This is a genomic window from Geodermatophilus sp. DF01-2, assembly GCF_004571065.1.
In the GTDB taxonomy this organism is placed as follows: Bacteria; Actinomycetota; Actinomycetes; order Mycobacteriales; family Geodermatophilaceae; genus Geodermatophilus.
The window spans coordinates 1-21,081 of record NZ_SPQN01000075.1 but is presented as its reverse complement, the minus strand read 5'-3'; the positions used below and the strand labels follow the sequence as shown (position 1 = coordinate 21,081).

Sequence of the window (21,081 nt, the reverse complement as noted above, 5' to 3'; positions counted from 1 at the left end):
GTCGGCATCGCATCCGGGACCGGTTTCGCCCTCTTCCCGGCGCTCATCCTGCTGCTCGGTGTCACCGCCGTCGTCCTCCTGCTGCAGGCGCCTGCACGGGAGTACTTCACCGCGGCTCGCAGGCCTCGGTAGGCAGACGGCGAGAGGCCCCCGCTGCCGGCCGGCAGCGGGGGCCTCTCGCCGTGCGGTGTCACATACCTGACTGCGCGCCCTGATCAGCTCCGCGCGGCGGTGCCGGTGTAGTCGTCGGAGGCCGACACCCAGCTCATCAGGCCGCGGAGCTTGCGCCCGGTCTCCTCGATCGGGTGCGCCTCGGCCTCGGCCCGGCGGCGCGTGAAGTCCGGCGCGCCGGCGTCCTGGTCGGCGATGAACTCCGCCGCCCACGAGCCGTCCTTGATCCGCGCCAGGACGTCCTTCATCGCGTCCTTGACGTGGGCGTCGATGACCTTGGGACCCGAGGTGTAGTCGCCGTACTCGGCGGTGTCGGAGACCGACCACCGCTGCTTGGCGATGCCGCCCTCGTACATGAGGTCGACGATCAGCTTGAGCTCGTGCAGGCACTCGAAGTAGGCGACCTCGGGCTGGTAGCCGGCCTCGGTGAGGGTCTCGAACCCGGCGGTGATCAGCGCGCTGGCGCCACCGCAGAGCACGGCCTGCTCGCCGAACAGGTCGGTCTCGGTCTCCTCGGCGAACGTCGTCCGGATGACGCCGGCCCGGGTGCCGCCGATGGCCTTGGCGTAGGACAGCGCCAGCTGCAACGCCTGCCCGCCGGCGTCCTGCTCGACGGCGACCAGGCAGGGCACGCCCTTGCCGTTCTCGAACTCGCGGCGCACCAGGTGGCCGGGGCCCTTGGGGGCGACCATCGCGACGTCGACGCCGGCCGGGGGCTTGATGTAACCGAACCGGATGTTGAAGCCGTGGCCGAAGAACAGCGCGTCGCCGTCCTGCAGATTGGGCTCGACCGACTCCCGGTACAGGTTCCGCTGCACGTGGTCGGGCGCCAGGATCATGATCAGGTCGGCCTCGGCGGCCGCCTCGGCCGGCGTCACGACCCGCAGGCCCTCGGCCTCGGCCTTCGGCCGGCTCCTCGACCCCTCGGGCAGGCCGACGCGGACGTCGACCCCCGAGTCGCGCAGCGACAGGGCGTGCGCGTGGCCCTGGCTGCCGTAGCCCAGGACGGCGACGGTGCGCTCCTGGATGATCGAGAGGTCGGCGTCGTCGTCGTAGAAGATCTCGGCGGCCATGTGCTGTGCGGTTCCCTTCAGTTCGGTACGGAGGTCGGGTGGCCCCCCTGCAGGGTCCCGACGCGAGCTTGCGAGCGGTGGGGCAGGGGGTTCTTGTACGAAGGGTGGGGAGGACGGGGTCCTTCCACGGTGGGGGTCAGGAGGGCCCTTACGCGGTGCGCTCGACCGGGCGCAAGGTACCGGCGCCGCTCATCGAACGCGGACCCCGCCCCAGCGCGACGGTGCCCGACTGCGCCATCTCCTTGATCCCCAGCGGGGCGAGGACGGCGAGCAGGGCCTGGAGCTTGTCCGGCGTGCCGGTCGCCTCCAGGGTGACGGTGTCGGTGTTCACGTCGACGACGCGGGCGCGGAACAGCTCGGCGGTCTGCAGCACCTGCGTCCGGTCGGCCATCGGCGCGCGGACCTTGACCAGCAGCAGCTCGCGCTGGACCGCCGCGGTGTCCAGCTCGACGATCTTGATCACCTCGATCAGCTTGTTCAGCTGCTTGGTGATCTGCTCGAGCGGCTGGGTCTCGGCGTCGACGACGATCGTCATCCGGGACAGGTCGGGGTTCTCCGTCGGCCCGACGGCCAGGGACTCGATGTTGAACGCGCGCCGGCTGAACAGCGCCGAGACCCGGGCGAGGACGCCGGACTTGTTCTCGACCAGCACCGACAACGTGTGGCGGCTCATGACCAACGTTCCTTTCACGGCGGAAGTGGGCGACGGCGGCCCCCGTTCAGAGGCCCGCCCCGAGCGGAGCGAGGGGTGGGGGGTGGCCCCCTCCAGGGCACCGCCCCGAGCCTGCGAGGGGTGGGGAGGAGGGGGTCCTTCTGCTATACCTGTCCGTCGCCGAAGACCGGGCGGACGTCGCGCGCGGCCATGATGTCGTCGTTGCTGGCGCCCGCGGCGACCATCGGCCACACCTGGGCGTCGTGCCCGACCACGAAGTCGATGACCACCGGGGCGTCGTCGATGGCCATCGCCTTCTCGATGACGGCGTCGACGTCGTCCTTGCTCTCGCAGCGCAGCCCGACGCAGCCCAGCGCCTCGGCCAGGGCGACGAAGTCGGGGATGCGCACCGGCTTGGGCGTGCCGTCCTCGTTGAGGGGGTGGAGCTTGGTGTTGGAGTAGCGCCCCTCGTAGAACAGGGTCTGCCACTGCCGCACCATGCCGAGGTTGCCGTTGTTGATGACGGCGACCTTGACCGGGATGCCTTCGATGGCGCAGGTGGCCAGCTCCTGGTTGGTCATCTGGAAGCAGCCGTCGCCGTCGATGGCCCACACGGTCGTGTCGGGTCGGCCGTACTTGGCGCCCATCGCGGCGGGGACGGCGTAGCCCATCGTCCCCAGGCCGCCGCTGTTGAGCCAGCTGCCCGGCTTCTCGTACGAGATGAACTGGGCGGCCCACATCTGGTGCTGGCCGACGCCCGCGGCGTAGATCGCGTCCGGCCCGGCGATCGCGCCCAGCCGCTCGATGACGTACTGCGGGGAGAGCGTGCCGTCCTCGGGCCAGTCGTAGCCCAGCGGGTAGGTCGATCGCCACTGCTCCAGCTGGGCCCACCAGGGGGCGAGGTCGGGCGTGCGGCCGGCCTCGTGCTCGGCCCGGAGCGCCGGGACCAGCTCGGCGATGGTCTCCCGCGCGTCGCCCACGATGGGGACGTCGGCCTTGCGGTTCTTGCCGATCTCGGCCGGGTCGATGTCGGCGTGCACGACGAGGGCGCCGGGGGCGAACGTCGAGAGCTGACCGGTGACCCGGTCGTCGAAGCGGGCGCCGAGGGCGACGATGACGTCGGCCTTCTGCAGCGCGGTCACCGCGGCCACCGTGCCGTGCATGCCGGGCATGCCCAGGTGCTGCGGGCTGCTGTCGGGGAACGCCCCGCGGGCCATGAGGGTGGTGACCACCGGCGCGCCGGTGAGCTCGGCCAGCTCGGCCAGCTCCGCGGTGGCCTGCGCCTTGAGGACGCCGCCGCCGACGTAGAGCACCGGCCGGCGGGCGGCGGCGATCAGCGCGGCGGCCTCGCGCACCTGCTTGCCGTGCGGGCGGATGGTCGGCTTGTAGCCGGGCAGGTCCAGCCGCGGCGGCCAGGTGAAGTCGGTGGTCGCCTGCAGGACGTCCTTGGGGATGTCGACCAGCACCGGGCCGGGCCGGCCGGTGGCGGCCAGGTGGAAGGCCTCGGCGATCCGCTGCGGGATCTCGCGGGGGTCGGTGACCAGGAAGTTGTGCTTGGTGATCGGCATCGTGATGCCGCGGATGTCCGCTTCCTGGAAGGCGTCGGTGCCGATCGCGGCCGACGGCACCTGGCCGGTGATCGCCACGATCGGGACCGAGTCCATGTAGGCGTCGGCCAGCGGCGTCACCAGGTTGGTCGCGCCCGGGCCGGAGGTGGCCATGCAGACGCCGACCCGGCCGGTGGCCTGCGCGTAGCCGGTGGCCGCGTGCCCCGCCCCCTGCTCGTGCCGCACCAGCACGTGCCTGACCGACGAGTCGAACAGCGGGTCGTAGGCCGGGAGGATCGCCCCGCCCGGGATGCCGAAGACCACCTCGACGCCGGCCGCCTCGAGCGACCGGACGAGACTCTGCGCCCCGGTGATGCCGGCGAGCGGCTCGGGAGCGGCCGACTCGACGGAGCGGGCGGTCGTCTCGACCCCGGTCAGCGCGGCGGCCGCCTCCTTGGTCGCGACCTCGCGCGAGGCGGCGAGCCGCCCCTCGCCGCCGGTCAGCGCTGCGGCGGCCTCGCGGGTGGTGGACTCGCCCGGGGTGGTGCTGTTCATGGCGTCTCCTGGCCCTGCTCTCTCTGGGTGTTGCCCTTACCTGGGGCGCCACTTGGACGGGGCCGTCGGTCTGGGCCGTGCGGTGTGCGGCTCGGCTGCCTGCGGGCGCGGGCCGTCGTCCGGGAGAGGTCGCGCGGGCCCGCAAACGAAAGACCCCTCGTGCCTGCGGGCACAGAGGGGTCAGCGCGTCGGTCGGGGCGACCGACGCGCTAGGCGACTACGAGGAGCAGGCAGGCCGGACGCACAGGGCCACTGTGCGCCTCGAACGGGCTCGTCGTCAACCACGCCGTCCCACTGCGTGGACACGTTACGGCTCGGACGTGGGACGACAGCCGCTCGCCGTCGAGCCCCGCGGAGCAGGGTGCGGCAAGCGCGGCGGGCAGCTCCGCGCCGGGACGGAGCGTCCGAGCCGGGTTGCCGGGCGTTCGGGACGGGCCGGTGCCCGTCAGCGGGACCCGACCAGCCCCGGCCACAGCAGGCCCGCGCCGTCGTGGAGCAGGTCGGTGAGCTCGTGCGGGTGCATGGGCCGGGCGAGCAGGAAGCCCTGGGCGAACCCGCAGCCCGCGGCGCGGAGGGATGCGAGCTGGGCCGGGGTCTCCACGCCCTCGGCGACGACGTCCAGGCCCAGGGCTCCGGCGATGGCGACGACCGACTCGCACAGCGCCCGGCTCTTCGGGTCGCGGTCCACCCGGAGCACGAACGAGCGGTCCAGCTTGAGCACGTCGATCGGCAGCCGGGTCAGGTGCGCCAGCGAGGAGCGGCCGGTGCCGAAGTCGTCGAGCGCCACGTGCACGCCCATGAGCCGCAGCGCCTCGACGTCGACGGCCACGTGCTCGCCCTCGGACATGAGCGTGGCCTCGGTGATCTCGAGGATCAGCCGCTCCGGGGGCAGCCCGGTCGCGCGCAGCACCGCGGCGACGTCCCCCACCAGGGTCCGGGCGGCGACGTGCGAGGCGGAGATGTTGACGCCCAGGCGCAGCGGCGTGCCGCCGCTGTCCGGCAGGGCCAGCGCGGCGGTGGCGGCGTGCTCGAGAGCCCAGCGCTGCAGCTCCCCGATCACCCCGGCGCGCTCGGCGATCGGCACGAACTCCGCCGGGGGCACCTCCCCCAGCTCGGGGTGCCGCCAGCGCAGCAGCGCCTCCACCCCGGTCACCCGCTGCTCCTCCAGCGAGACGACCGGCTGGAACAGCACGGAGAGCTCGCCGCGGTCCCAGGCGCCGGGCAGGTCCTCGCGCAGCCGGGCCCGCCGCTCGGCGACGCTGCCGAGCGCCGGCCGGTACCGCAGCGCGGTGCCGACGCCGGAGGCGCCGGCCGCCCGGAGGGCGAGCTCGGCGCGGGTCAGCAGGTCGGCCACCGAGGATCCCGCCGCCACGTCGACGACACCGATGCTGGCGCCCAGGTCGAAGACCCCGGCGGCGGTGTCGAGCGGCTGCTCGATGACCGACAGGCAGCGGTCGGCCAGCAGGTCGACCGCGTGGGGGGCGCCCTCGGCCAGGACGGCGAAGGCACCCCCGCCCATCCGGTAGACCGGGTCGCCGCCGCGCACGGTGGCCCGTAGCCGCCGGCCGACCTCGACCAGCACGGCGGTGACGACGTCACGGCCGGCGTCCTCCCGCACGGCGGCGAGTCCGTCGAGCTCGACGAGCAGCAGGCTGCGGCACGGCGTCCCGCCGGTGGCCAGGGCCCGGTCGAGCTCCCGCTCGCAGCCGGCCCGGTTGGGCAGCCCGGTGACCGGGTCGGTGAACGCGAGCTGCTCCAGCGCCCGTTCCCGTGCGACCCGCTCGGTCGTGTCGCGGCAGTGCAGGACGACGGCCCCCACGGCGGCGTCGGCGCGCAGGTCGGAGACGCCGGCCTCGAGGTGCCGCCACGTGCCGTCGGCGTGCCGCAGCCGCAACCGCAGCAGCCCGGACGCCGCGGTGTCCCCCGCTCCGGGGCGCCGGGCCCGGGCCACGGACGGCGCGTCCTCGGGGTGCACCAGCTCCAGCAGGTCCCGGCCGACCGGGACGGCGGCGGGGTCGCCGAGCGTCGTCCCCACGGTCAGCGAGGCCCAGGTGACCCGCAGGTCGCCGTCGAGGATGAGGACCGCGTCCCCGCTGGCGGCGACCAGGGACCGGAAGTAGGCCTCGCTGCGCCGCAGGCGGGCGCCGAGGTGCTGCTCCTGGCGCGCGGTCATCCACCGGTGCACCACGGCCAGAGCGGCGCAGAGCAGGACGCCGGCGACGAACACCGCGCCCGGCCGGTGCCCGGTGAGGGTGGCGGCGGCCGAGGTCAGCAGGGCGGCGAGCATCGCCAGGTGCGGCAGCAGCTGGCGCAGCTGCGCCGAGCGGCCGCTGCGCGGGCGCGCGCGGGACTCCGGGGACGGGCCCGGGTCGAGCAGGACGGCCGCGCCGAGCAGCACCAGCCCACCGGCCACCAGGAACCGGCCCACGTCGCCGACGGCGTGGTCGCCCGAGAGCGTCGCGGAGGTGCCGAGCGCGCGGCCCGGCGCGAGCAGGGCCGACCCGGCCAACAGCACCAGCGCCATGGGCTGTCGGCGGCTCTCGATGACGCCCAACAGCAGGAGCGCGGCGGCCATGGTGGCCGAGGTGACGACGACCGCCGCGGCGAGGACGGTGCCCTCGCCCGGCGCCAGGTCCAGCCAGCTGAGGTCGGGGCCGAGCACCAGCACCTGGACCACGAGCACGCAGGCGGAGAAGAAGAGCGCCAGCTCGACGGCCGGGCGGGCACCGCCGCGCAGCCGGGCAGGGTCGACGAGGGTGAGGATGCCGACGACGGCGAGCACGTACCCGGGGACGGTGGGCAACCAGCGGAGGGCGACCAGCTCCAGCCGGTCGGCCGGCGCGACGACCGTGGCCGCGACGAAGCCGAGGACCGGCATCAGGGGCGCCAGGGCGAACAGCCGCCAGCCCCGCCACCCGGTCTGCTTCGACCGTCCGGCGCACCACAGCACCGCGGCGGTGGCGACGCCGAGGGCGGCGACGGCGAGGTCGCCGACGCGCCCCGGGCCGGAGGCGCCCGCGGACACCGCGCAGGCGGCCCCCACCGGCACGGCGCTCCCGAGGAGCCACCACCTCACCCTGTCCACACCTGCTCAGTCGGCAGGTGCGTGCAGCGACGACAGCGGACCGGGTCCGGGTCTCACCCCATCGGGGGGCGACCCCGCGCTCGGCCCCCTCGCAGGGCCCCGCCGCCGGCCCCGTCCCGAGGCTCAGGCCCCGTCCCGGGTCCCCGGCCCCGTCCGGAGGCTCGCGCCGAGCGTGCGAAGGGTGGGGAGGAAGGGGGTCCTTTGTTCAGCCGCAGACGGCGCCCTGGGCCGCGGAGCTCACCAGCTTGGCGTACTTGCCGAGGACGCCGGTGGTGTAGCGCGGCGGCAGCGGCGTCCAGCCGGCCCGGCGGCGGGCCAGTTCGTCCTCGTCGACCAGCAGGTCGAGGGTGCGGGTGGTGAGGTCGAGCCGGATCCGGTCGCCGTCCTGCACGAGGGCGATGGGGCCGCCGTCGGTGGCCTCGGGCGCGACGTGCCCGACGCACAACCCCGTCGTCCCCCCGGAGAAGCGGCCGTCGGTGAGCAGCAGGACGTCCTTGCCCAGGCCCGCACCCTTGATCGCGCCGGTGACGGCGAGCATCTCGCGCATGCCCGGCCCGCCCCGTGGCCCCTCGTAGCGGATCACCACGACGTCGCCGGTCTGCAGCGTCCCGTCGGTGACCGCGTCCATGGCGCCCTGCTCGCCGTCGAAGACGCGGGCGGTGCCCTCGAAGACGTCGGCGTCGAAGCCGGCCGACTTCACGACCGCGCCCTCCGGTGACAGCGAACCGCGCAGGATCGTCAGGCCGCCGGTCCGGTGGATGGGGTCGGCCATCGCGTGGACGATCGTGCCGTCCAGGTCCGGCGGGGCGATCTCCGCGAGGTTCTCGGCCATCGTCTTCCCGGTCACGGTGAGGGTGTCGCCGTCCAGCAGGCCGGCGTCGAGCAGGGCGCGCAGCACCACCGGGACGCCGCCGACGCGGTCGATGTCGGTCATCACGTAGCGGCCGAAGGGCTTGACGTCGGCCAGGTGCGGCGTGCGGTCGCCGATCCGGTTGAAGTCCTCGAGGGTGAGGTCGACCTGCGCCTCGTGAGCGATGGCCAGCAGGTGCAGGACGGCGTTGGTGGAGCCGCCGAGCGCCATGACGACGGTGATGGCGTTCTCGAACGCCTCCCGGGTCATGATCTGGCGGGCGGTGATGCCGTGGCGCAGCAGGTTGACCACGGCCTCGCCGGAGGCGACGGCGAACGCGTCGCGGCGGCTGTCCGGCGCCGGCGGGGCGGCGCTGCCCGGCAGCGCCATGCCGAGCGCCTCGGCGACGCTGGCCATGGTGTTGGCGGTGTACATGCCGCCGCAGGAGCCCATGCCCGGGCAGGCCGCCTTCTCGATGGCGTCGAGGTCCTCCCGGCTGATCAGTCCGCGGGCGCAGGCGCCGACGCCCTCGAAGACGTCGATGATCGTGAGGTCGTCGCGGTCGCCGAGCTTCCCGGGGAGCGTCGAGCCGGAGTACAGGAAGACGCTGGCCAGGTCGAGCCTGGCTGCGGCCATGAGCATGCCGGGCAGGGACTTGTCGCAGCCGGCGAGCAGCACGGTGCCGTCGAGCCGCTCGGCGAACACGACCGTCTCGACCGAGTCGGCGATGACCTCGCGGGAGACGAGCGACGCGCGCATGCCCTCGTGGCCCATGGAGATGCCGTCGGAGACCGAGATGGTGCCGAACTCGAGCGGGTAGCCGCCGGCGGCGTGCACGCCCTCCTTGGCCCGCTTGGCCAGCCGGTCCAGGGAGAGGTTGCACGGGGTGATCTCGTTCCACGACGACGCGACGCCGACCTGCGGCTTCTCCCAGTCGTCGTCGCCCATGCCGACCGCGCGGAGCATCGCTCGCGCCGGGGCCCGCGTGATGCCGTCGGTCACCTCGTAGCTGCGCGGCTTGAGGGGACTGTGCGTCCCGCCATGCGGCTCGTTGCCGGGGATGAGGTCCTCACCGATCGTCACGTCCGGCGATGGTAGGCCGCTGGGCAGGGCCGCCCCAGGGACGGCTGATACTGGTACCGACACCACCAGGAGGGCCCGTGTCCACCACCGCCCGCCGCGAGCTGGCCGAGTTCCTCCGCTCGCGTCGCCGCCAGGTCGACCCCCGCGTCGCCGGGCTGCCTGCGGGCGGCCCGCGCCGGACGCCGGGGCTGCGCCGCGAGGAGGTCGCGCTGCTGTCCGGGGTGAGCCACACCTGGTACACGTGGCTGGAGCAGGGCCGCGACATCCGGCCGTCGCGGCAGGTGGTCGGCGCGCTGGCCCGCACCCTGCGGATGTCACCGGCCGAGCACGAGTACGTGCTCGGGCTGACCGGGCACGGCGGCGCGTCCCCGCCGGCGGTCGCCGACGGCATGCCGGCGCACGTCCAGCGGCTGCTCGACGCGCTGGGCCCCTCCCCCGCCTACGCGATCACCGCCGGCTGGACCATCGCCGGCTGGAACCGCGCCTACGAGCGCCTCTACCCGGGCGTGGCCGCGGTGCCGCCGGCCGAGCGGAACCTGCTCTGGCTGGTGTTCACCGATCCGGCCGTCCGCGAGCTGCTGGCCGATTGGACGACCGACAGCCGCCGGTTCCTCACCCAGTTCCGCGCCGAGGTCGGCCCGCGGCTGGCCGACCCGGAGGTGGTCGACCTGGTCGCCCGGCTGGAGGCGGCCAGCCCGCACTTCCGCGCCGGCTGGGCCAGCCACGACGTCGACCGGTTCAGCTCCTCGGCCCGGCGCTTCGAGCACCCGCGGGTCGGCACCCTGCTGCTGGAGCACCACCAGCTCACCCCGGCCGACACCCCGGGTCTGCAGCTGGTCGTCTACACCGCCGCCGTGGGTGGGGACGCGGCCGCCCGCCTCGCCCGCCTGTCGGCCTGACCGGTTCTGGGAGGATGTGCGGACGTGGGCACAGCGCGACTGCGGATGACCAGGGTGGCGCTGCTGCCGGCCGCCTTCCTGCTGGTCTGCGTCCTTCCGCTGGCCACCGCCGCACCGTGGACGCTCGTGTTCCTGCTGCTGCCGGTCCTGGCCGCGGCCTGGGTGCTGCGGGTCGGGGTGGACGTCGACGACCGCGGCCTCATCGTGCGGTCCCTGGCCGCGGCGCGCCGGGTGCCGTGGAGCGAGGTCGCCGGCATCCGGGTCGCCGAGAGCGGCCAGCTGTGGCTGGTGACCACCCACGGCACCGAGCTGCGGCTGCCGGTGTTGCGCGGCCGTGACCTCCCGCGGCTGGCCGAGGTCTCCGGCGGCCGCATCCCCGCGCCCGGCCCTGTCTGATCGAACCGCCGGCGCGTCGGCCGCGGGGGACGCTCAGACCGTGTGGACCTCGACCAGCCCCGCCAAGCCGGCCAGGTCCGCAGGATTCCTCGTCGCCAACGGCAGGCGGTTCGAACGGGCCACGGCTGCGATCAGCAGGTCGAACTGCCGCCGCCGTGGCTGACGACCTGCGATCGCCGTCGCCTCCGGGAGGGCGGCGAGCACCGCAGGATCGGCCAGGTCGACGACGACGGAGGTGTCGAGCAGCCACGGACCCTCGGCCGGTCCGGGCACCTGGCTCACAGGCCGCACCAGGGGTCGGCCACCTCGTCGAGCTCGGCGCGCAGCCGCTGCCCGTCCAGGCGCTCCAGCCGCCGCGCGACCTCGGCCAGGTGCGTCCGGTGCACGATGCGCTGCCGACCGGCCGGCAACGGACGCAGCTCGGCCACCGGGACCCCGTTGCGGGTGACGACGAAGGTCTCCCCCGCCTCCACGCGCCGGATGATCCCGGCGTTGTCGTTCCTCAGCTCCCGCTGGGCGATCTCGGCCACCCAGCCACTGTAGCGCCGAGTGCTACACCGGGCCCGGTGTTCAGTAGGCGTCGACCACGTTGGTCAGCGGCTCGTCGGCCAGCACGCGGCGCAGCTGCTCGGTGACGGCGGCCGCGGCGCGCTCGTTGGTCCGGGGAACCTCTCCGGCCACGTGCGGGGTGAGCAGCCCGGGCGCCGACCAGAGCGGGTGGCCCGGCGGCAGCGGCTCGGGGTCGGTGACGTCCAGGGCGGCGCGCAGGCGGCCCGTGGTCAGCTCGGCGAGCAGCGCGTCGGTGTCGACGACGACGCCGCGGGCCGCGTTGACCAGGAGCGCGCCGTCCGGCATGGCGGCGAGGAAGCCGGCGTCCACCATCCGGGTCGTCTCCGGGGTGACCGGGACGACCACGATGACCACGTCGACCTCCGGCAGCAGCCGGGGCAGCTCGTCGGTGCCGTGGACTCCCTCTCGCGCCGTCCGCGCCACGTAGGTCAGCTCGACGTCGAAGCCGGCGAGCATCCGGCCGATCGCGCGACCGATGTCGCCCGCGCCGAGAACCAGCACCCGGGCCCCGACCAGCGAGTGGTGGGTGGTGAACGACCATCGGCCGGCGTCCTGCTCCCGGACGAAGAAGGGGATCCCGCGCTGCGCGGCCAGCGTCGCGGCGACCGCCCACTCCGCCGTCGAGGGCGTGTGCGCACCGCGGGCGTTGCACAGCACCACTCCCTCGGGCAGCCGGCCGATGAACTTCTCCGCGCCGGCGCTGAGGAGCTGGACCAGGCGCAGCCGGGGTAGCGCGTCCAGGAAGCCGTTGTCGGGCAGCGTCGCGCCACTGACCCGCGGCACCCAGACCTGCGCCTGGGTGGCCTCGCCGGTCGGCGGGCCGGCGTCGGCGTCGACCCGGTACGCGCGCACCCGGGGGGAGAGCGCCTGCACCGCCTGGACCATCGCGCGGGAGGGGACGAGGACGTGCAGCGTCTCGCCGGGGCCGACGATCTGCGAGCTGTGGATCTCGGAGGGCACGACCCTCGACCCTAGGCCCTGTCCTGACCGAGCCGCGGACCTGCACCAGCCGGCCAGATGCCGCCGGTGCAGAACCGCTCACGGGCGGCTGCGCCGGCTCTCGGTCGACGACACCCGGGCATCGATCCTCGCCGCCACGGTTCGACGGCTCCGACGAGATCACGGACAGGTCTCGGCCGGCCCCACCGGATCACTGGAACCTCAGCCGTCGCTGTGGCAACGCTGATCGGGAGAACGTCACACCCGGAGGGTCACCACCCGATGGCCCGCAACCGATACCTGGGGCGACAGTCCACCTCGACGGCGCCCACCTCAGCGGCTCCGCGGGGGAACCATGAGAGGTGCACCGTGAACCGCATCACGCGCGCAGCCATCACCGTGCCGGTCGTCGGCCTCACCGCCCTGCTGGCGTCAGCGGGTCCCGCCGCTGCGGCAGAGGGCTCCGCCCAGGCCGACCTGACGCCCGTCCCCGTCAACCCCGTGAACGCCAGCGGCCGGGGAGAGGTGGAGATCTCCGGCACGACCCTGTCGTTCAGCCTGGCGGCCCAGGGGCTGCTGGCCGGGGCGCCGCACGCGGCGCACATCCACTTCGGTGAGTCGGCCCGCAACGAGTGCCCGACGGCGTCGGACAACAACGCCGCGCCGCTCCCGGGTGAGAGCGACCCCCACGAGCACTTCACCACCACCGAAGGCGCTCCGGCCTACGGCGAGATCGTGGTCTCGCTGACCACCACGGGTGACACGTCTCCGAGCTCCGGCCTGGCCGTGGACCGGTTCCCCGTCGGGGACCACTTCGAGTACTCCCGCGGCGACGTCCAGGTGAGCGAGGAGGTCGCGCAGGCCATCCTCTCGGGCAAGGCCGTGGTCGTCATCCACGGTGTGGACTACGACGGTGACGGCACCTACAGCGCCGGTGACCGTGGGGTGTCCGACCTGGACCCGTCGCTGCCGGGCGAGGCCACCGACCCTGCCCTGTGTGGCGTCCTCAACGCCTCCCAGGTGTCCACCCAGCCCGTGGGCGCCGTCGCGGCCGGTGACGGCAGCTCGTCCGCCGACGGGGGCAGCGCACTTCCCTACGTCCTCGGCGGCCTGGGGCTGACCGCGGCCGGTGGCGCCGCGTTCGCCGCCCGCCGGAGCTCCCGCGCGACGGCCTGATCAGCAGAGACGTGCACGACTGCGCCCACACCATCCGCCCCGGTCCCCGAGGGATCGCGGCGGATGGTGTGGCGCGGATCGTGGGTCCGTATCCGCCTCCACCACCTCGACCTCGGGCCTCCGTCACTGACTCCGACGTCGAGGCTCTCCTCGCCCGGCCCCCTGCGGTCACCCGCTACGGACGGTCCCGGCGCCGCGCCCCTGGACGAGCCCGAGCCCACGCCCCCCACGCCTGGGCCACGACTTCGGCCGTGTTCGCCGCCGCGGGCATGGCAGCTGTCGTCCTCCTCCCGCAGGACATCAGCGGTCCCGTCCGGCTCGACGTCCCGGTGGCCGTCGATGCGGCACCGGTCACCCTCACACCGGATACATCCACCAGGGTCCCGGGGCCGACGTCCCCGGCCGCCCACTCGCCACGACTGCCGGCCAGTGATCCCGTCCGGGTACGGATACCGGCCCTGGGAGTCACCTCGCGGATTATGCATCTCGGCCTGGAGCGGGACGGATCCATGGAGGTCCCGCCCGGCGCCTACCCCGTGGGCTGGTACGACCGCAGCCCCACCCCTGGGCAACTGGGACCCGCCGTTCTCGCCGGGCACGTCGACTGGGAGGGCGAGCCCGGAGCGTTCTACGGGCTGCGCGAGCTGCGCGTCGCGGACATCGTGGTCATCGACCGCGCGGACGGCACCGTCGCGACCTTCCGAGTCGACCGGGTCGAAGAGCACCCCAAGGACGACTTCCCGACCAAGGATGTCTACGGCGACATCGACCACGCAGGCCTGCGACTCATCACCTGTGGTGGGGCCTTCGACGAGGACACCGGGGACTACCTCGACAACGTCATCGTCTTCGCCAGCCTCACGGCGACCGGCTGAGGCCCGTAGGAGGCCGCGGCCCTACGACGGGCGATGACGCCGGGCCGTGGTGGTGTCCATCGACCATGCGGCCGTGGTGTCCGGCCCCTCGCCTCCCGCGCACGTACTGTTCTGGGGGTGAGCCGGCAGCGTGCGCGACGGGGGCGGGCCGTGGCCGCGGCCGCCCTGGCGGCCGTCGTCCTGGCCGGGTGCGGCAGCGACGGCTACGAGCCGGCCGGCCCGTTCCGCCCGCAGCCGGAGGGCCCGCCGCCGCAGGTCGGCCCGCCCACGGAGTCCCCGCAGGCCCCCGCCCCGGGGGACCCGGCGGACCCGAACGCCGGCGAGGACGGCGGCGACCCCAACGTGGTGGCCTCGGGCCTGACCGTCCCCACCGGGCTGGTCGTGCTGCCCGACGGCAGCGCGGTCGTCGGCGAGCGGGAGACCGGGCGGCTGCTGCAGGTCTTCCCCGACCGCTCCCCCGCGCGCGAGCTGATGACCGTGGGTGGCATCGACACCACCGGCGACGGCGGCCTGCTCGGGCTCGCTCTCTCGCCCACCTTCCCGGAGGACGGCCTCCTCTACGCCTACATCACGACCGCCACGGACAACCGGGTGGTCCGCTTCCCGATCGGCGGCACGCCGAACCCCGTGCTCACCGGCATCCCGCGCGGGGAGACGCACAACGGCGGCGGGCTGGTCTTCGCCCCCGACGGCACGCTGTTCGTGGGCACTGGGGACACCGGCAACGCAGGCCTGGCCCAGGACCCGGCCTCGCTGGCCGGGAAGGTACTGCACATCGACGTCTTCGGCCAGCCGGTCGGCGACAACCCGATCCACAGCACCGGTCACGCCGACGTGACCGCCCTCTGCATGGGCGGCGAGCAGGCGCTCTACGCCACCGACGACTCCGCCAAGGGGCCGGATGAACTCAACGCCGTCCTGGAGGGCGGCGACGCCGGCTGGCCGACGCCGGGCCCGAACAGCATCCGTCCCGTCGTGGAGTTCCCGGCGGCCGAGGGCGGTCCCGGCGGCTGCGCGGTCGCCGGCCGCACCGTCTTCCTGGGCGCGCTCGACGGCCGGCGGGTGCACACGGTGCCGCTCGACGGCAGCGGCGCCCTCGCCGACGAGCCGACCGAGCTCCTCACCGACCGGTACGGACGGCTGCGGACCGTCGTCCTCGACGGCGAGGGAGCCCTGTGGATCACGACGTCCAACCGCGACGGCCTCGGCACCCCCGTCGAGGACGACGACCGGGTGCTACGCGTCCTCCCGCCCGGCGGCGCCTCGAACAGCCCGTTGTGACACTGCGGTCCTACCGGAGCGCACCGCTCGAGACCCTGCTCTGCGAATAGATCTCGAGCTGCGCGGGCGTGGTCCAGCCCGCACAGCTCGGAATCCGCCGGCAGAGCGGGCTCAGCCACGGTCGGGACGACCGGGTGTCACCCTCCGATGATGCGTTCCTCGAGCATCCGCCTCACCGTCGCGGCGTCGGCCTTGCCGCGGGTGGCCTTCATGACCGCGCCCACGAGCGCTCCGAGGGCCTGCACCTTGCCGCCCTGTACCTTGGCGACGACGTCGGGCGCTCCGGCGATCGCGGCCTCGACCGCGGCGACCAGCTCGTCGGACTCCCCCATGACAGCCAGGCCGCGGGCCTCGACCACCTGCGCGGGATCGCCCTCGCCGGCCAGCACGCCGTCGAGTGCCTGACGGGCCAGTTGGTCGTTGATCGTCCCCTCGGCCACCAGCCGGGTCAGCTCGGCGACCTGGCGCGGCGTCACCGTGAGCTCGGAGAGCTCCACGCCGGCGTCGTTGGCGCGGCGGGCGAGCTCGCCGAGCCACCACTTGCGGGCATCGCCCGGCGTGGCCCCGGCGGCGACGGTGGCGTCGACCAGGCCCAGGGCGCCGGCGTTGACCAGCCACGCCATCTCGGTGGTGGACAGCCCCCACTCTTCCTGCAGCCGGGCGCGGCGGGCGGCCGGCAGCTCCGGCAGCTCGGCGGCCAGCTTCTCCACCCACTCCGCGTCCGGCGCGACCGGCACCAGGTCGGGCTCGGGGAAGTACCGGTAGTCGGTGGCCTCCTCCTTGCTCCGCCCGGGCGAGGTGGTGCCGGTGTCCTCGTGGAAGTGCCGGGTCTCCTGCAGCACGCGGACCCCGGCATCGAGGACGGCGGCCTGGCGGCGCATCTCGTAGCGGACCGCCCGCTCGACGCTGCGCAGCGAGTTGACGTTCTTGGTCTCGGTGCGGGTGCCCCATTCGAGGCTGCCGGTCGGCGCCAGGGAGGTGTTCACGTCGCAGCGCAGGCTGCCCTGCTCCATCCGGACGTCGGAGGCGCCGAGGGTTTGGATGATGTCGCGCAGCTCGGTGACGTAGGCCCGGGCGACCTCGGGGGCCTTGGCACCGGCGCCGGGAATCGGCCGGGTCACGATCTCGACCAGCGGGATGCCGGCGCGGTTGAAGTCGACCAGCGAGTGGGAGGCGCCGTGGATGCGGCCGGTGGCCCCGCCCACGTGCAGGTTCTTGCCGGTGTCCTCCTCCAGGTGCACCCGCTCGATCTCCACCCGGTAGGTCTCGCCGTCGACCTCGACGTCGAGGTGGCCGGCGGTACACAGCGGCTCGTCGTACTGGCTGGTCTGGAAGCCCTTGGGGATGTCCGGGTAGAAGTAGTTCTTCCGGGCGAAGCGGCACCAACCGGCGACCCGGCAGCCCAGCGCCAGGCCGATGCGGACGGTCGCCTCGATGGCCGCGGCGTTGGCCACCGGCAGGGAGCCGGGCAGACCGAGGCAGACCGGGCAGGTCTGGGTGTTCGGCTCGGCGCCGAAGGTGGTGGCGCAGCCGCAGAACATCTTCGACGCGGTGCCCAGCTCGACGTGGGTCTCCAGGCCGATGACCGGCTCGTAGCGGGTGAGGAGCTCGTCGTAGTCGACGAGGGCGTCGCTCATGAGGGGTTGCTCTCCTTCGGACCGGTGCTGCGGCCGTCCGGCCGCGAACGCCCGGTCAGCACAGCACCGAGGGCCGTCAGCAGGCCCAGGACGATGAAGACGGCGAAGACCGCTTCGCCGGTCACGACCCAGAGGACAGCCCCGAGCAGGACGACGAATGCGGTGAGGGCCCAGGCGGCCTTGAGGGGCCCGTTCACGCGTCCTCCTCGCCGGCGATTGGATCGGTTGCCGTGCTCATGCGTGAGCTCGCACGCTCGCTCACGCCGTCGTCCGCTCGTTGAGCCCGTCGAGGAACCGGTGACCGCGGGCGGCGTCCAGCGCGGCCTCGACCGCGGCACCGACCCGGTAGCAGCGGTCGTCGGCCAACGCCGGCGCCATGACCTGGAATCCGACGGGCAGCCCGTCGGACAGCCCGCACGGCACCGAGATCGCCGGCAGCCCGGCGAGGCTGGCCGGCAGCGTGCACAGGTCGGCGGCGTACATGGCCAGCGGGTCGTCGACGCGGGCGCCGATCGGCCAGGCCACGGTGGGGCTGGTCGGGCTGACCAGCACGTCGACGTGGTCGAACGCCGCGGTGAAGTCGCGGGTGATCAGCGTGCGGACCTTCTGCGCCTGCCCGTAGTAGGCGTCGTAGTAGCCGGCCGACAGGGCGTAGGTGCCGAGGACGATCCGCCGCTTGACCTCGGGGCCGAAGCCCTGCTCGCGGGTCAGCGACATGACCTCCTCGAGGGAGCGGCTGCCGTCGTCCCCCACCCGCAGGCCGAAGCGCATGCCCTCGAACCGGGCCAGGTTGGACGACGCCTCGCTCGGCGCGATCAGGTAGTAGGCGGGCAGGGCCAGGTCGAACGCCGGGCAGGACACCTCGCGCACCTCGGCGCCCATGCCGGCGAGCAGCTCGACGGTCTCCCGCACCCGGTCGAGGACCCCGGCGTCGTAGCCGTCGGCGTGCCCGTCGCCGCCGAGCTCGCGGACGACGCCGACCCGCAGGCCGGCCAGCTCGCCGTGGGCCCCTTCCTGCGCGGCCTTCACCAGGACGGGCACGGGGACGTCGATGCTGGTCGAGTCGCGCGGGTCGTGCCCGCCGACCGCCTCGTGCAGGACGGCGGCGTCGAGCACGGTGCGCGCCATCGGGCCGGCCTGGTCGAGGCTGGAGGAGAACGCGATCAGGCCGTAGCGGGAGACCGAGCCGTAGGTGGGCTTGTGCCCGACGAGACCGGTGACCGCGGCCGGCTGGCGGATCGAGCCTCCGGTGTCGGTGCCCAGCGCCCACGGGGCCAGCCCGCCGGCCACAGCCGCGGACGACCCGCCCGAGGAGCCGCCGGGGATCCGGTCGGTGTCCCACGGGTTGCGGGTCGGCCGGTAGGCGGAGTTCTCGGTGGAGGAGCCCATCGCGAACTCGTCCATGTTCGTCTTGCCGAGCAGCACCGTGCCGGCGTCCTTGAGCCGCGCGGCGACGGTCGCGTCGTACGGCGGTCGCCAGCCCTGGAGGATCCTCGAGCCGCTGGTCGTGGGCACGCCCTCGGTGACGAAGACGTCCTTGAGCGCCACCGGCAGCCCGGCCAGCGGGCCGAGCTCCTCGCCGGCGGCGCGGGCGGCGTCGACCTCGCCGGCGCGGGCCAGCGCGGCGTCGGCGTCCACGTGCAGGTAGGCGCCGAGGACGTCGTCCTCCGCGGCGATGCGGTCGAGGTAGGCGCGGGTGAGCTCCACCGAGCTGACCTCGCCGACCGCCAGGCGGCGGCCGAGCTCGGCGGCGTCCAGGTTGGTCAGGTCGGTGTTCACGGGGGTGCTCACTCCTCCCCCAGGATCTGCGGCACGCGGAAGCGGTTGTCCTCGGCCGCCGGCGCCTGCGCGAGGACGACGTCCCGCGGCAGGCTCGGGCTCACGACGTCGTCGCGCGTGACGTTGGTGAGCGGCACCGCGTGCGTCATCGGCGGGACGTCGGCCACGTCGGCCTTCCCCACCTCGGCCACCGCGTCGAGCACCGCGGACAGCTGCCCGGCGAAGTGGTCGAGCTCCTCGTCGGCGAGGGCCAGCCGGGCCAGGCGGGCCAGGTGCGCGACGTCATCGCGCCCGAGTCCGGCGGTGCCCTCCCGTCCGAGCGCGGTCGCGGCCTGCGGCTCCGGCCCGGCGGTGGCCGGTTCCTGCGGGGAGGGGGTGCTCATGCTGGGGCGGGACTCCACTTCGGCGGCGCCGGGTGGGCGCTCGTCACCACGGTCGGAACCCAGCCACTGTACGTGGCCGGCCTTCCGCATCCGTCGGCCGGAGGCGGTCAGCGGGAGGCCGCTCGACCGGCGGCGGTCGATGCGGGAAGCTGTCGGCGCCCGCGATCGACGGAGATCGGCCCGACCTCGAGCACGGAGGAACCGTGTCCTATCTCCTGCGGCTGGTCGTGCCCGACCGCCCCGGCATCCTCGGCGCCGTGGCCACGGCGCTGGGCACGGCGGGCATCGACATCGTCTCCGTGGACGTCCTCGAGCGCGGCGGCGGCGTCGCCGTCGACGACATCGTCGTGGACCTCCCCTCCGGCCGGCTGCCCGACAGCCTGATCACCGCCGCGCAGGCGGTGCCGGGGGTGCAGGTCGAGTCGCTGCGGCCCTTCGCCGGCCCGCTGGACACCCACCGGGAGCTCGAGCTGCTGGAGGCGCTCGCCCGCACGGCGACGGATCCCCCGCCCACCCTCGCGGTGAAGCTGCTCGCGGCCGAGCTGCCCCGGGTGTTCCACAGCGGATGGGCCGTCGCCCTCGCCGGAGAGGACCCCTGTGAGGTGCTGGCCGCGTCCGACGCCGCGCCGTCGTTCGACGGGATGACCGTCCCCTGGATGCCGCTCCGCGGCCCGCAGCTGCTTCCCAGCGAGGCCGACTGGCTGCCGGAGCGCTGGCGGGAGATGGCCATCGAGATGATGGCCGCCCCGTTCGGCGACCCGCAGACGGCGGTGGTGCTCGGCCGCTCCGGCGGGCCGGCCTTCCGGCGGTCGGAGCTGCTGCGCCTGGTCCACCTCACCGGCATCGCGGCGAGCGTCGCCCACCTGCCGCCGGCCTGAAGATCATCCGGCGCCGCCGCTGCACGCTTCCCTGTGCGGTCCCCTCCGACGGTCCATTCTCGGTGCGGACCTTCCACGGCGGCCCACTCCTCGGCGCCGCGCCACCCGACACCCTGCCTTCGCGGGGAGCTGACCTGCGTCTTTTCCTTGCACTCTCCGGCGCTCGAACATATGATCGAGGGCATGGACGGCGGGACGCAAACCGGCACTCCGGGTGCTGACGCGCCCACCGTGGGGTGGGCGTCCGGGCCGCTGGGTGTGGTGCAGGCCGCGGATCGGGAGATCGCCCGGGCCACGGCGGTGCGGGCGCGGGCGGTGGCGGAGTTCGCCGCGTCCCGGCCGGCGTCGGCCGACCGCGCGCAGGGTGAACGCGGTGCGATGAGCGCCGAACGCTGGGCCGCCCGTGCTGACGTGCTCCGGCCCGTCAGTGAGTGGGCGACGCCGGAGGTGGCGATCGCGCTGAACCTGACCCAGCAGGGTGCCGAGCGGCTGCTGGCCGAGTCGCTGATCCTGGTGCACCGGCTGCCGGCCATCCTGGCGGCGCTGGAGTCGGGGGTGCTGCACGAGGGTCATCTGTGGCATCTGATCGACAAGGTCGCTCCGGTCGCCGACGACGCGCTGCGGGCGGAGATCGAGGCCGACCTGCTCGCCTGGGTCGCGAAGCGGAACCAGGTGACCAGCCCGGCCCAGCTGGGGGACAAGGCCCGCCGGATCGTCGCCCAGCGCGACGCAACCGCCGCCGCCCGCCGGTTGGCCACGGCGCTGACGGAGCGGGGGATCTCGCTGCGGCCGGAGCGGGCCGAGGGGATGGCCGCGCTGACCGTGGTGTGCACCATGCCCGAGGCGCGGGCGCTGCACGCCGCGCTGGTGCGGTACGCCGACGCGCTGGCCGACGACCCCGACGGTCCGGAGGGGTCGGACGGTCCGGAGGGGTCGGAGGGGCCGGTGCGGACGCGGGGGCAGAAGATGGTCGACGCGCTGCTGGACCTGGTGCTGCGCCCCGGTGAGACGGTGCTGCCGCCGGTGCGGGTGCTGCTGTCCGTCGTGGCGTCGGTGGGCACGCTGCTGGGTGGGGACGCTCCGGCGGAGGTGGATGGGGAGCTGGTGCCGGCGGAGATGGCCCGCCAGCTGGTGCGCGCCTTCGCCGGCCTGGGCCGGGTTTCCACACCTGCTGCGACGGACGCCGCCGATCCGGCGAACCCGACGGAGCCCGCCGACCCGGCCGCCCTGGCCGAGTCCGCTCCGGCCGGTT

General features: G+C 74.4%; 18 protein-coding genes and 1 pseudogene. 7 read left to right on the top strand and 12 right to left on the bottom strand.

What is annotated here, in order from left to right; translation table 11 throughout:
- Positions 1-215 precede the first annotated feature (215 nt).
- The 5 genes from ilvC to ilvD form a co-directional block, all read right to left on the bottom strand.
- Positions 216-1,244: a ketol-acid reductoisomerase gene (ilvC, locus tag E4P41_RS17205; protein WP_135142484.1), complete on the bottom strand. Its 1,029-nt coding sequence runs from the start codon at positions 1,242-1,244 to the stop codon at positions 216-218.
- Positions 1,245-1,392: 148 nt separating this feature from the next.
- A complete protein-coding gene (ilvN, locus tag E4P41_RS17200; protein WP_135142483.1) occupies positions 1,393-1,917 on the bottom strand; it encodes an acetolactate synthase small subunit in 525 nt (174 codons plus the stop codon).
- A 143-nt stretch (positions 1,918-2,060) separates the two neighbouring features.
- Entirely contained in the window at positions 2,061-3,998 is a 1,938-nt protein-coding gene (locus tag E4P41_RS17195) for an acetolactate synthase large subunit (protein WP_135142482.1), read from the bottom strand.
- Between the two features lie 445 nt (positions 3,999-4,443).
- Positions 4,444-7,074 (bottom strand): GGDEF domain-containing phosphodiesterase, encoded by a 2,631-nt coding sequence (locus E4P41_RS17190; protein WP_135142481.1) that lies wholly within the window; start codon positions 7,072-7,074, stop codon positions 4,444-4,446.
- A gap of 214 nt (positions 7,075-7,288) precedes the next feature.
- A complete protein-coding gene (ilvD, locus tag E4P41_RS17185; RefSeq protein WP_135142480.1) occupies positions 7,289-9,016 on the bottom strand; it encodes a dihydroxy-acid dehydratase in 1,728 nt (575 codons plus the stop codon).
- Positions 9,017-9,093: 77 nt separating this feature from the next.
- On the opposite strand from ilvD, the gene E4P41_RS17180 reads away from it, so the two are divergent.
- Both E4P41_RS17180 and E4P41_RS17175 read left to right on the top strand, forming a co-directional pair.
- Positions 9,094-9,915: a helix-turn-helix transcriptional regulator gene (locus E4P41_RS17180; protein ID WP_135142479.1), complete on the top strand. Its 822-nt coding sequence runs from the start codon at positions 9,094-9,096 to the stop codon at positions 9,913-9,915.
- Positions 9,916-9,939: 24 nt separating this feature from the next.
- Complete coding sequence (locus tag E4P41_RS17175; RefSeq protein WP_135142478.1) at positions 9,940-10,311, top strand: PH domain-containing protein; 372 nt, start codon at positions 9,940-9,942, stop codon at positions 10,309-10,311.
- A 33-nt stretch (positions 10,312-10,344) separates the two neighbouring features.
- On the opposite strand, the gene E4P41_RS17170 is transcribed toward E4P41_RS17175, so the two are convergent.
- From E4P41_RS17170 to E4P41_RS17160, 3 genes are read right to left on the bottom strand one after another with little or no spacing between them, the layout of a single operon-like run.
- Positions 10,345-10,602, bottom strand: a complete 258-nt coding sequence (locus E4P41_RS17170) for a hypothetical protein (protein ID WP_245177437.1) — start codon at positions 10,600-10,602, stop codon at positions 10,345-10,347.
- Complete coding sequence (locus tag E4P41_RS17165; protein ID WP_135142477.1) at positions 10,590-10,841, bottom strand: type II toxin-antitoxin system prevent-host-death family antitoxin; 252 nt, start codon at positions 10,839-10,841, stop codon at positions 10,590-10,592. The genes E4P41_RS17170 and E4P41_RS17165 overlap by 13 nt, the downstream gene beginning before the upstream one ends.
- Positions 10,842-10,881: 40 nt before the next feature.
- On the bottom strand, positions 10,882-11,841 hold the full coding sequence (locus E4P41_RS17160) for a 2-hydroxyacid dehydrogenase (protein ID WP_245177436.1): 960 nt from the start codon (positions 11,839-11,841) through the stop codon (positions 10,882-10,884).
- A 348-nt stretch (positions 11,842-12,189) separates the two neighbouring features.
- Between E4P41_RS17160 and E4P41_RS17155 the strand changes: the two genes are divergently transcribed.
- The 3 genes from E4P41_RS17155 to E4P41_RS17145 all read left to right on the top strand — a co-directional run bounded on the left by E4P41_RS17155 (position 12,190) and on the right by E4P41_RS17145 (position 15,152).
- On the top strand, positions 12,190-12,996 hold the full coding sequence (locus tag E4P41_RS17155) for a CHRD domain-containing protein (protein WP_135142476.1): 807 nt from the start codon (positions 12,190-12,192) through the stop codon (positions 12,994-12,996).
- 269 nt (positions 12,997-13,265) lie between these two features.
- Positions 13,266-13,871, top strand: a complete 606-nt coding sequence (locus E4P41_RS17150; protein ID WP_135142486.1) for a class F sortase — start codon at positions 13,266-13,268, stop codon at positions 13,869-13,871.
- Between the two features lie 117 nt (positions 13,872-13,988).
- Positions 13,989-15,152, top strand: coding sequence for a PQQ-dependent sugar dehydrogenase (locus tag E4P41_RS17145; RefSeq protein ID WP_135142475.1), 1,164 nt, complete (start codon positions 13,989-13,991; stop codon positions 15,150-15,152).
- Positions 15,153-15,289: 137 nt separating this feature from the next.
- Here E4P41_RS17145 and gatB read toward each other — a convergent pair whose 3' ends face one another.
- The 4 genes and pseudogenes from gatB to gatC form a co-directional block, all read right to left on the bottom strand.
- Positions 15,290-16,789 carry an Asp-tRNA(Asn)/Glu-tRNA(Gln) amidotransferase subunit GatB gene (gene gatB, locus E4P41_RS17140; RefSeq protein ID WP_135142474.1) on the bottom strand — a complete coding sequence of 500 codons (1,500 nt, stop codon included), beginning with the start codon at positions 16,787-16,789 and terminating at the stop codon, positions 15,290-15,292.
- A complete protein-coding gene (locus E4P41_RS17135) occupies positions 16,786-16,986 on the bottom strand; it encodes a hypothetical protein (RefSeq protein ID WP_135142473.1) in 201 nt (66 codons plus the stop codon). The genes gatB and E4P41_RS17135 overlap by 4 nt, the downstream gene beginning before the upstream one ends.
- Before the next feature lie 61 nt (positions 16,987-17,047).
- Complete coding sequence (gene gatA, locus E4P41_RS17130) at positions 17,048-18,580, bottom strand: Asp-tRNA(Asn)/Glu-tRNA(Gln) amidotransferase subunit GatA (protein ID WP_209307771.1); 1,533 nt, start codon at positions 18,578-18,580, stop codon at positions 17,048-17,050.
- A pseudogene (gene gatC / locus E4P41_RS17125) lies at positions 18,577-18,867 on the bottom strand (Asp-tRNA(Asn)/Glu-tRNA(Gln) amidotransferase subunit GatC); the annotation flags it as partial. The gene gatA and the pseudogene gatC, both read right to left, overlap by 4 nt.
- Before the next feature lie 287 nt (positions 18,868-19,154).
- Between gatC and E4P41_RS17120 the strand changes: the two are divergent.
- Both E4P41_RS17120 and E4P41_RS17115 read left to right on the top strand, forming a co-directional pair.
- Complete coding sequence (locus tag E4P41_RS17120; protein WP_135142471.1) at positions 19,155-19,829, top strand: ACT domain-containing protein; 675 nt, start codon at positions 19,155-19,157, stop codon at positions 19,827-19,829.
- Positions 19,830-20,012: 183 nt separating this feature from the next.
- The coding region (locus tag E4P41_RS17115) for a DUF222 domain-containing protein (RefSeq protein ID WP_245177435.1) at positions 20,013-21,081 on the top strand (1,069 nt) is incomplete at its 3' end.